A 9,404-nucleotide genomic window follows, 5' to 3' on the forward strand; every position below is an offset into this window, starting at 1 on the left:
GGCTAAAAACGACAGCGCCGCTTTCCTTGCGAATTTCAACGGCCACGATTCCATCATCGCCCTTCCGGGTTTGAAACATCGCGATAGCGTGATCCTTTGCCGCTTTCTCGGCATCGAACATTTCCTTGTCGACAATGCCCTGTCTTCCATACCAGATGACAGTAAAGGCCATTATTCGCTGGTCCTTTCTTTCGCGGTTAAAGCCGGGCTCATCTAAGCCGCTACAACCTCATCCACCATACCACCACCAGCCACGACGCCGACGAAACAGAATGCGACCCAGACGCTGGTCATGGATTGCTTCACTCAGCTAAGCGGGCAAGTCGGTGCCGCGGGTGCTCATCAGAAGATAAGCTCGCGGCGTTTGTTAGGTTCCGCTGATGCACGTCCCCTACGTCAGAACGTCGACTGCACGATCCATGAGGTAGGCGGGACTCTATTTCCGCACGATCCATTCGAGCATTTCGGGGTCAAACTCATCTTGGCCGGTCATTGACCGCACCATCTGTGCGGCCCCATCGCGCCATCTGTGCTCAGGAAGGTTCTCTTCGCGAACCCAGGTTTTGAACGCCCTGCGGATCACATCGAAATCAAAAGCGGAAACGGTATCGCATTCTTCAGCTTGACCCACGATGCCCCCCGCGCTTTGGCGGGAGCACCTGAGGTGGCTTCCAAGCGCCCGGATGCCGTGAAAGACGGGCGACATGCAGATCATACGCGTGAAATAATGGGGCTTCGAGTCAATTCGCTCCGACTGAAGTCCCATACCTAACGGAAGGTTCGCTCTAGCGTAGGACACTCCTGGGTAGCGCCTGCAGGACGCGCAACAGCCAAGGCGGGCGCGGTGCTTGGAGAAAGCCCCACCCCACAGTCTTACTCCCATAAGCAAGCGGAACAATGTTTTTCAGCCTGAGTTGGAGAGAGGCAAGGGAGGCCGCAATGCCGATTTCAGATGACAAAAATGATCTGATCATCAGACTTGACTGTCCTTATTGTTCACACCCGATCGTCAAGAAGGGCTCCTGGTTCAAGGTAATATCCAGGTTCAAATGTGCGGGGTGCGGCACCCACGTGCATATGGCTATCCAGACAAACTTGCACTTTTCGAGCGGTATCAACGAACGCAAATTAGTTCCGCCACCGGCGAGGCTGACCAAGGGGGCGAAGCGGCGGAATCTTCGCTCAGGACTTCGACAGCAAATTGGCAGTTGAGCAATCGCAGCCATGCGTGAATATGGCGGAGAAGGACCATGCACGGGCGGGCTTGGGTGAGAGATCAGCGGCTCGCCGAAGCCGACGAACTCCGAGGCGCAGATAGCCTTGCTGCAGCGCGAACTGGCCGAAAAGGCGGCTTGTTCTGTTGGGACGTTCAAGATGGCCGAGCTTGGCCAAAAGTTGCGTTTGCACAAATTTCGCCTGAAGCTTCTTGAGGGTTGTATTGCTGGATTGTCTGATCTTGGGCTGCCCCCGAGAGGATAGACACGCGATAGGTTCTCTCCCACAACCTCAAATCCCAGCCGCTACAACCTCATCGACCATACCACCACCAGTGCCACCACGACGCCGACGAAACAGAATGCGACCCAGACGCCGGCCATGGATTGCTTCACTCAGCCAAGCCGGCATCGTGGTGCACGATGGCGTCCAGGAGAGCCTCGTACACACTGCCGGTTTCTTCCTCGATCTCAACGCTGCTAATGCCGATCGCTTTGGCGTCGGCGAATAGCTTTTGAGTAAGTTCGGCAACTGAGATGATGTCGGCGCCGACGGTCTCGGGGACGTTGGCCGAAATCCACTTGTACAAAAAGTCGGTGCCGCGGGTGCTCATCAGAAGATAAGCTGACGACGTTTATTAGGTTCCGCTGATGCGCTTCCCCTGCGTCAGAACGACGTTGGCACCCTTCGTGAACGAAGTGGAATGCGGCCACCCGCGTAACAAATGATGCTGCGATCATGCTGTTAAGGGTGTGTCGTAACTCGTCCGCTTCCACCGGCATTGGACGCTTGGGAGCCAACCAGGTGCTTTCGCCCCGCCAGGGATAGAAAGCCAGGGTTGAAGTCACCCCGGACCCAGGTCCAGATTCCGTTGAGATCACCGAATGCCTTGGCGAGCGGTTTGTCCGCGTGCGAGACGGCAAGGCAAGCATCAGCAGCTATGAGAGCGAATTCTACGCTCGCTCTTTCGCCGAGGTTCAGCGGATCGGCTTAGATCTCCCTCCAAGAAAGAAGTCCCAATGAGTACGGGCAGCAGACGTCATTCTTTGCGCAAACGGTCCTTTGAGGATGGCCTGCGATGCAGCCGCCCACGCTTTGCGTTTAGCTGCCGCCTTCGCCAGCCGCGGTTTCTGCTTCGATCGCCGCCAGTTTGGCTCTGATCTCTTTCGGATCTGGGTGTTCCAGCCCGACGACATCATTTCTCGTTTCGTTCAGCACTACGATGATTTCGTCCAATTTCGCATGGATGGCGGCCGTGTCGCGATACCCTCGGATCAGCACCACACCAGGGATGATGGTAGCGGCAACCGAAAGTGCATCGCGTTCGTCAGGCGGAATGGCTCCAACAGCATGCACAGAACCATCGCAATGACCAAGACATAGAGGCCGGGCGGGCGTGACAGGAAGTCAGCTGCGGAAAACGGGAATCGATTCATTCAAGGCACCTCCAGCCATTTCTGTGGCTGCGGCCGTCAGCGTCTATCACAAATGTTGCATTCGATCCGCCGCCAAGCAGGTCGGGATCGGGAAGCGAACCTAAACCAGCCCCAAAAAACGCTTCCCGCCACTGGAACCTTCCGGGCACGCGCGTGTTCAACGCAGAAATTCCGCCGGCGGAGATGACACACATGCCAGGACGCAAACCCAGTAGTGACCCCCCTGCGGACACCTACCCTTATCAACTCCAATCCTTCATGGAGAAGCACGGGCTTTCCAAGGACGCGGCTGAGGTCATTCTCCACACGAACGGTCCATCAAGACATAAGTGCGACCATGCGGCAAAAGCGTATTTGGAGGCCGTGCGCTTACGCCAAACTCGGTGGAAACCTCCGGCGCCGAGCATCCGGTCGTGACGAGAAGTAGCGCCGCCCTTCAGATTGCCAGATGTAGCCGGCTTGACTGCAAGTGTTTGTCTCGCCGTCACAGTACCGGTCCAGCAACCCGCAAATGATTTGTCATTTGGGGGCCGTCCGCGTAGCCACGGTCCCGCGATGGCCAATGTCCTCATTACTCACGAAACTGGGCCCGTTCCGACTCAAGCGCCAGGAACGGGCCATGGGGCAACAGTCACTAGCTAGAATCGCAAGACGACCGCAGGACGCCGTCTGCGATAGCACCGGACGCGACGCCGGCCATGCCGCCAGTAACTCCGGCAAACCCGTCTCCAGCCGCGCCGGCGATAGTGTCGGCGGCGATGCCAGTAGCGATGGTAGACTTGCTGCACTTCTGCCTGTGCATCTTCGTCAAAAGCATCGGCCTTTGGCGTCTCGAGTTCATCGAGAATGCCATTTCCGGCGACTGGAACACCGGCCATCGCGTTGATGGGTCGGACAGTACTTGCAAGGGCCGCTACCCCGGCGATGCCGAACATTGCAGTCAAGAAGGATCGCCGATCCATAGTAAACCTCCCAAGGTTGCATGAGCGAAGCGCCCCACGACATGTCAGCCAAGCACCATGCCCATCACCAGAAAGGTGACGGCTGTGGCGAAAATTGTCGCGAGCAACCACCACGCTTGGCCAACACTCTTATCCATTTGTTTTCTCCCACTTTTCGAAGGGACAACAATCAGGATTGGGGGCCGTTCCGTCGGGAATTCATGCTTGGACTATTGCTTTTGCCTGCAGGACCAAAGTCGGACCGGCATGTCCGACTGAAGCCCGGCGATGGAACGTTCGCCCCGGCACAAGGTTTGGTTCCCCGGACGCCGGCCAGTCCGGTCGGCGCCGATCTCAACGAGGAGTGAAACCATGAGAATGTACCTTTCTGCCGCCGCTGCGGCATTTGTTCTCTTGGCCGGTGTAGGCGTTGCTGCCGCCGAGGACATCATCATCCAGCCCGAACAGGACACGGTCATCCAAGAGTATGTAAAGAAACAGCCGCTGGCGTCGGTGAAGCTTCCCGGGGTGGAACTCAATGTCGGCACAGCTCTGCCCGATACAGTCGAACTCCATGAAGTTCCCAACGTCAAATATCGCTACGTAGTGGTCGACAACCGAACGGTTCTTGTCGATCCGGGCACCCGGAAGATCATCAAGGTCTATAACTGACCTTCGCCTCATCAAGTAAACGCCCGTCGCCTTCAATGGCGACGGGCAGACCATCAAGGATGAGTATCAGCATGTCGAATCATGACTCTAGAAAATCCGACGCTTTGGGCACGCGCGTCGCTAATCTCAAGGCGCGCATGCTGGAAGCTAAAATCACAGATAGCGAAATTCATAGTTTTAAGAAGGTCGCTGCCATTATGGATGGCGGTCGGGGCCGCATCGACGGCGACGATCTGATTGCCGCTTCGTTCCTCGCGGATCCTCTTGAATAGCCATGCCAACACATGCGCAAGAGCCACACGCGCAGGCCGAGATGCAGGCCCGCGACCAAGGCGGGACGCGGGCCCGGCCAAGTCTGCGGCCCTTGGCCAGCAGCAGTGCTGCCGCGTACACAACCTACGGTCCTATATGCCGTTCCGCTAATACAACAAAAAAAGCCCGCCACCGCGATGCGGCAGCGGGCAGTTTGGTATGGAGTAGCCGGAATCAACCGGCGCGAGTCAACGAACGTTGAAGATGTTGGTTGCGACCTCGTTCTCGTCGCTCCCAGGGGTCCAAAGAGCGACAAGTTGTTGTCTGAGCTGCGCCGTACTGAAACATCGCCGCGCCATAAAAGGATGCGCGTTCACGGTAAGCGGACCATAAAGGCAACGCTAAAAAAGGTACGCTTAAAAAGGCCCGCCCGAATGCGGAAACGGGCGGGCAAGGGAGGCGAAGTGTGCCGGTTAAACCAGTTAACGAGCGCCGGAGCGGTTGGTTGCTGAGCGTAGCTGCCGAATGTAGGCCTGACAGGCGCCGGCAACCGCTGACTGCGAGTCCTTTCGAAATCATCTGGAGCGGTTCTGCATCGCATCGAAGATGACGTCGAACACGCTGCCGACTTCTTCGGTCATCTCTTCCAGGCTGATGCCCTCTTTTTCGGCCACCTTATTAGCCTGATCGGCAAGGTCGGTAATTGCCGCAAACCGTAGTCGGCCGGTTCATGCCCTTCGGCGCCGTCCCGCATGCCCCTGGACGCGTTTCCGTTAGCGGATAGCACGGCTCGAGTGGATGAAAGCGCTGCCGACATAGCGGCCGGTCTTGCGATCAGCCATCAGCGCAAAGGCAGGTTTTCCGGGCTCGCGCTCTATGCCGAGAAGATCGAATTCGCCGATTGCATAGCATTTTGCCTTCAACCAGTTGGTCGACGGGCCGCTCCGATATTGGCCGACCGTGCGTTTCGACACACGGCTTGGTCGGCAAGATGAAAGATGCTCTTTGCGTCGCCAGGAACCGAGGCATTCGAACAGCCCGCGGCGGACAGTGGCAGGTACTCGAACGTCCGAAACATCCTGGCGCGCTCTAGATGAGCTTTGATAAGCGGGAAAACCAAGCCAGAACGGTATCAGCGTGAGAAGAGCCGCCCCTATTGTGGCACGGGGCCTCGATACCGCTGCGGTGGCGCAGCGCCTACAAGGTCGCGGATTGGCGGCTGCTGCTCAATGGGACGCACATCCACATCGGCCGTCTTTCGCACGAGCCAGGCGGGCAGAAGTTCCCTGAGTGCCGATTTGAGGTAAAGCATCACAGAGCGTCGCGGCTAATGGCGCGAGGGCGCAGTTGCTTCAGTCAGCCTTGCGATATCTCGCTCGACCTGTTGGGCGGCCGCGTCGGTTTCGTCCATGCTCCGCTCGAGTACGTGCTCCAGCAATGCGAGCCGGGCTTGGCGATAGATCGGCCCGCTCTTGGCGATTTCAGGGTTGAGAGGAAAGGTCGGTGTCATGGACTAGACTCCTTTGTCCCGTCGGCCCGGCTCATTCACAGAGCCGGGCCTGCAGTGGACGGAAATCAGTTCTGGATGATGACGTGACGATGGCGATGGGGGCGATCATCGCGCTTGATGACCACAACGTCGTCAGAGCGGTGCTTCCGCTTCCAATAGCGTTTGCCGTGCCAATGGCGCTTGCCGTGATCGTAGAAAGCTTCCCGGCCGTGCTTGCGATAATGGAGCCGCTGGCCGTCCTCATTTATGACAATCGCCGGCTTGTGGTGGTGGCGGTGATGCTTCGTTGTCACGACGACCGAAGCCGCCGAAGCAACCGTTGGCGCGACCAGGCAAAGGGCCATAGCGCCCAGAATCAGGGTGGTTTTCACGTTCAGTTCTCCGAATTAATTTGCCCTTCGCTGGGTAAACATAGCTGCCGGACTTTTGTTCCTCCTTGCGACCGCAAGGTCCAAGTTGGGACCAAGTGCCACGTCAGTATTGTGGCGTCACCAGGCGCTACTTTGGATCATCCTTAAGGGGATCATCCTTAGGGCGCAGCTGGTCGGATCCGATGCGACTACAGAGCATCGCAAGGCTGAGACAAACGCCGGTATCGTCGTCCAAAGCCTGATTTGCTTGATCAAGCGAACGCTCCGCACGCTTCACGCGCAGCCGGGCCTTCGCCGCTTCAAAGTCATAGATTTCGACCATCGTTCCGAATCCTTACGGTTCGAGGTCCCTTCGATAAACCAACCCCCCTCAACCGCTTTGGTTCCTGCGGCGGAACGCAAGCGATGGCCGGTCACCGTTATGCAGCGGGCACAATGCAAATTTGCCTCGCCGGCCAATTGCGCCGACGCGAACTGTTGCGGTCGGTCGGACAACGCCGTTGCCTGCCGCCTACGCTTTTGCTTCGTTCAACGAGGCGTCGTGCGCCTGCTGCTCGCGCTCCCATCTTTCCTCCTCGTCAGCTTCCTCTTTGTCCAGGTCCTCTCGTCGCTGCCTGATGGAGTTCATGGCGCTCTCATGGCGGCTACGAGCCCGTTCGAAAACGGCATTGGCCTTGGCAATCGCTCGTTCGCGTCGCCTTTTCTCACGCTCGCGCTCGGCCTCTGCTTTTGCGCGATCGAGGGGCCTGACGTTTGTTTTCTTTTTCGAGAGCCGCAGCCGCATTCAGTTCGCTTTCTCTGCAGATTTCGTGTCGGCTTTCTTGCCAACGTGCGGGCGTTGCACACGATCGTGCGCAGCTCGCTGACCCACGTCGGGTGCTCTCGGAAGCGCAGCCTTTTGAGTGAATTTCTCGCGCGATCCGACCGGCCGCCGCAAAACCACGCCTGGCGTGGCTATCGCTGCTTCAACCACTTTGAGGTCTTCCGTCTGTTTCGCGAACCCGCGCTTGAAGATGTCGGGGTCCGATCCCCATGCTTCTGCGGCAGCCTTCATCGATGGTGCGTCGACGGCAAGGTCGAAGAAGCCGATGGAGGTTTGATAGACTTTGAGTTTCTTAGCCATCCGACAGCGACCCTTACATGCACCGCGTTTTGGAATAGATCGACCTTTGCACCCTTTGCCCTCGGCGCCCGAGCCTTTGTCAGGCCGCTCGATAAGCTCGTGGTCCTGCAAGCTGCACGCATCGTCGAAGGTGCGGCAGATCTGGCACTAGTCGCGGCTTACAGGCCTCAGATTGCTGCAGAAAGGTCAAGGGAACATATTAGCCATATTAAATGTTTGAATGCTTATGGACAGCCGCAACCTACTCTCAGCAGATCAATTAAGAGCAGCACGATCCCTCCTGAACTGGTCGCGAGTTCGACTTGCCGCAAAGGCCAATCTTAGCGAAATGACGATCAGCGATTTTGAGAACGGCGTTAGGAAACCGCGTCCCCATAACATCGCGGCCATGCGCCAGGCGTTTGAGGACGCCGGAATTGTCTTCACCGTCGGAGGCACTCCATCGCTCGCCCGCCCTGAAGATAATAATGGTCTCGTCACCGACAATAGAATGTGGCGCCGCCGGCAGAGAAAGGCATAAGGGGAAACCCCGCCATCCCCTCTCTTTCGCGTTGCGCTGTGCTCTACCCTCATGCCTACATAAGCTCGCAGTCGCGTCGCGCGGCCATGCCGCCGACGAAGTGGCGGTCGCCTCCTGCATCCAACAGAGCTGAGCTCGCTGTGCAGTTCGTCGGATGCACCGGGGCGCCTCCTGCCCTGCTGTGCGCCTTACAGCCTAGGGGCGACTGTCACTCCGAAGGCCAGGAACTGCTCGCACCAACGCCGGGGATCAATTTGTCCTGTTAATCGACGTAACCGCAAGGTTCGTCAGTTTGTTGTTGGTGGCTTTTTCCTGGTCGAGGATCCTGAGCAACTTGTGCGCCTCATCATGCCCAAGATCCTTTGCCCATTCCCTCAGCGAGCCGTACCGGGATATCTCATAGTGCTCGACTGCCTGACAGGCCGCCAGCAGGCCGGAATCGAGGGCAGTTCCTGACGCTTCCTCCATCAGTCCGTCAGCTTCCTTGATGAGGCCCTCTATCGCGTCGCACTTCTCGCCAGACGCCTTCTTGCCTATCGACTTGAACACCTGCTCGAGCTTCTTGATTTGCCCCCTCGTCTCCTCGAGATGGTCCTCGGCTGCCTTCTTTAGCTTGGTGTCCTTCACGGCCGCAGCCACCTTGGGCAAGGCCTTGGTAATCGCGTTCTCCGCGTAATACATGTCTTGGAGGGTATGCTCGAAAATATCGCCTAGAGTTTTCATGGCAGTACTCCTTGGCCCGAATTGGCTTCCGGTGAAAGAGCGGGCAAGGTAAAAGGTTCCGTGCCTTTCACTTGGCCGTGGCACGTCCTGCCCAGGTGTCACGCTGGCTTATAGGGGGATTGCGACAGCTTACTGCGTGGTCAGAGGCGAAGACCCAGCATTAAYGCGGTCAGCGCTGCGCTCGCGGGTGTACCGCAACCAGCACTACCACTCCACCAAGGTTAGACTTGCCCTGCGCGAGCGAGCTACAGGAGGGGCTTCAAAAGCTGGCTCGGACAGCTCAGGAGGACTGCGAAGTCGACCTGAACCCGAGGGACTGAGCGTCGCAAGAGGGTTGTGAAAAACGCGTGATCCCTAGGACCACGCGCCTCAATCACGAGTAAGAACGTGCAAGCTCGATGATCGGATCAGCGTCTAATCATTCGAGCCACGGCGATCAAAATACATGCGCCGATGAAGCCGGCGACAAGATAGCCAAGCCAGCCGGTCAATGATACGCCCAGCAGCCCGAGAAGGACGTTGGCGACGATGGCGCCGACGATCCCTAAAATGATGTTCATGAGCACGCCCATATTGCTTTTCATGAACATCTCGGCGAGCCAGCCGGCGATACCGCCGATGACGATAGCAGCTATCCAACC

The 9,404-nt window shown here is 57.7% G+C and carries 14 protein-coding genes and 1 pseudogene; 4 read left to right on the plus strand and 11 right to left on the minus strand.

From position 1 onward, the window contains the following. Positions 1-436: 436 nt before the first annotated feature. From AC1D1L_RS32950 to AC1D1L_RS32960, 3 genes and pseudogenes are all read right to left on the minus strand, one after another. A complete protein-coding gene (locus AC1D1L_RS32950; RefSeq protein ID WP_477345640.1) occupies positions 437-631 on the minus strand; it encodes a hypothetical protein in 195 nt (64 codons plus the stop codon). 975 nt (positions 632-1,606) lie between these two features. Then, complete coding sequence (locus tag AC1D1L_RS32955) at positions 1,607-1,828, minus strand: DUF768 domain-containing protein (protein ID WP_477345641.1); 222 nt, start codon at positions 1,826-1,828, stop codon at positions 1,607-1,609. Between the two features lie 488 nt (positions 1,829-2,316). Beyond that, positions 2,317-2,651: pseudogene (locus AC1D1L_RS32960) on the minus strand (low affinity iron permease family protein). Between the two features lie 770 nt (positions 2,652-3,421). Here AC1D1L_RS32960 and AC1D1L_RS32965 point away from each other — a divergent pair. The 3 genes from AC1D1L_RS32965 to AC1D1L_RS32975 all read left to right on the plus strand — a co-directional run bounded on the left by AC1D1L_RS32965 (position 3,422) and on the right by AC1D1L_RS32975 (position 4,536). Continuing rightward, positions 3,422-3,637: a hypothetical protein gene (locus AC1D1L_RS32965; RefSeq protein WP_477345642.1), complete on the plus strand. Its 216-nt coding sequence runs from the start codon at positions 3,422-3,424 to the stop codon at positions 3,635-3,637. 327 nt (positions 3,638-3,964) lie between these two features. Then, entirely contained in the window at positions 3,965-4,264 is a 300-nt protein-coding gene (locus AC1D1L_RS32970; RefSeq protein WP_477345644.1) for a DUF1236 domain-containing protein, read from the plus strand. Between the two features lie 71 nt (positions 4,265-4,335). Further along, positions 4,336-4,536 (plus strand): hypothetical protein, encoded by a 201-nt coding sequence (locus AC1D1L_RS32975; protein ID WP_477345645.1) that lies wholly within the window; start codon positions 4,336-4,338, stop codon positions 4,534-4,536. Between the two features lie 753 nt (positions 4,537-5,289). Here the strand turns inward: AC1D1L_RS32975 and AC1D1L_RS32980 are convergent. The 6 genes from AC1D1L_RS32980 to AC1D1L_RS33005 form a co-directional block, all read right to left on the minus strand. Continuing rightward, positions 5,290-5,490 (minus strand): hypothetical protein, encoded by a 201-nt coding sequence (locus tag AC1D1L_RS32980; protein WP_477345646.1) that lies wholly within the window; start codon positions 5,488-5,490, stop codon positions 5,290-5,292. 353 nt (positions 5,491-5,843) lie between these two features. Further along, entirely contained in the window at positions 5,844-6,026 is a 183-nt protein-coding gene (locus tag AC1D1L_RS32985) for a hypothetical protein (protein WP_477345647.1), read from the minus strand. Positions 6,027-6,091: 65 nt separating this feature from the next. After that, positions 6,092-6,397, minus strand: a complete 306-nt coding sequence (locus AC1D1L_RS32990; protein ID WP_477345648.1) for a hypothetical protein — start codon at positions 6,395-6,397, stop codon at positions 6,092-6,094. Positions 6,398-6,524: 127 nt separating this feature from the next. After that, positions 6,525-6,719 (minus strand): hypothetical protein, encoded by a 195-nt coding sequence (locus AC1D1L_RS32995; RefSeq protein ID WP_477345649.1) that lies wholly within the window; start codon positions 6,717-6,719, stop codon positions 6,525-6,527. 189 nt (positions 6,720-6,908) lie between these two features. Then, positions 6,909-7,181: a hypothetical protein gene (locus AC1D1L_RS33000; RefSeq protein WP_477345650.1), complete on the minus strand. Its 273-nt coding sequence runs from the start codon at positions 7,179-7,181 to the stop codon at positions 6,909-6,911. Beyond that, positions 7,182-7,520, minus strand: coding sequence for a hypothetical protein (locus AC1D1L_RS33005; RefSeq protein WP_477345651.1), 339 nt, complete (start codon positions 7,518-7,520; stop codon positions 7,182-7,184). Between the two features lie 226 nt (positions 7,521-7,746). On the opposite strand from AC1D1L_RS33005, the gene AC1D1L_RS33010 reads away from it, so the two are divergent. Continuing rightward, positions 7,747-8,040, plus strand: a complete 294-nt coding sequence (locus AC1D1L_RS33010; protein WP_477345652.1) for a helix-turn-helix domain-containing protein — start codon at positions 7,747-7,749, stop codon at positions 8,038-8,040. A gap of 249 nt (positions 8,041-8,289) precedes the next feature. Here the strand turns inward: AC1D1L_RS33010 and AC1D1L_RS33015 are convergent, their stop codons facing one another. Together AC1D1L_RS33015 and AC1D1L_RS33020 are read right to left on the minus strand one after the other, a co-directional pair. After that, positions 8,290-8,763: a YciE/YciF ferroxidase family protein gene (locus AC1D1L_RS33015; protein WP_477345653.1), complete on the minus strand. Its 474-nt coding sequence runs from the start codon at positions 8,761-8,763 to the stop codon at positions 8,290-8,292. Between the two features lie 407 nt (positions 8,764-9,170). Further along, the coding region (locus tag AC1D1L_RS33020) for a GlsB/YeaQ/YmgE family stress response membrane protein (protein ID WP_477345654.1) at positions 9,171-9,404 on the minus strand (234 nt) is incomplete at its 5' end.

This window comes from Mesorhizobium sp. P2_D6 (assembly GCF_056404315.1).

Bases quoted from the DNA above. Each gene is read 5' to 3' on its own strand.
- AC1D1L_RS33005 (WP_477345651.1), bottom strand. From the start codon at position 7,520: ATGGCTAAGAAACTCAAAGTCTATCAAACCTCCATCGGCTTCTTCGAC.
- AC1D1L_RS32955 (WP_477345641.1), bottom strand. From the start codon at position 1,828: ATGAGCACCCGCGGCACCGACTTTTTGTACAAGTGGATTTCGGCCAAC.
- AC1D1L_RS33015 (WP_477345653.1), bottom strand. From the start codon at position 8,763: ATGAAAACTCTAGGCGATATTTTCGAGCATACCCTCCAAGACATGTAT.
- AC1D1L_RS32985 (WP_477345647.1), bottom strand. From the start codon at position 6,026: ATGACACCGACCTTTCCTCTCAACCCTGAAATCGCCAAGAGCGGGCCG.
- AC1D1L_RS33010 (WP_477345652.1), top strand. From the start codon at position 7,747: ATGGACAGCCGCAACCTACTCTCAGCAGATCAATTAAGAGCAGCACGA.
- AC1D1L_RS32965 (WP_477345642.1), top strand. From the start codon at position 3,422: ATGGTAGACTTGCTGCACTTCTGCCTGTGCATCTTCGTCAAAAGCATC.
- AC1D1L_RS32975 (WP_477345645.1), top strand. From the start codon at position 4,336: ATGTCGAATCATGACTCTAGAAAATCCGACGCTTTGGGCACGCGCGTC.
- AC1D1L_RS32995 (WP_477345649.1), bottom strand. From the start codon at position 6,719: ATGGTCGAAATCTATGACTTTGAAGCGGCGAAGGCCCGGCTGCGCGTG.
- AC1D1L_RS33000 (WP_477345650.1), bottom strand. From the start codon at position 7,181: ATGCGGCTGCGGCTCTCGAAAAAGAAAACAAACGTCAGGCCCCTCGAT.
- AC1D1L_RS32970 (WP_477345644.1), top strand. From the start codon at position 3,965: ATGAGAATGTACCTTTCTGCCGCCGCTGCGGCATTTGTTCTCTTGGCC.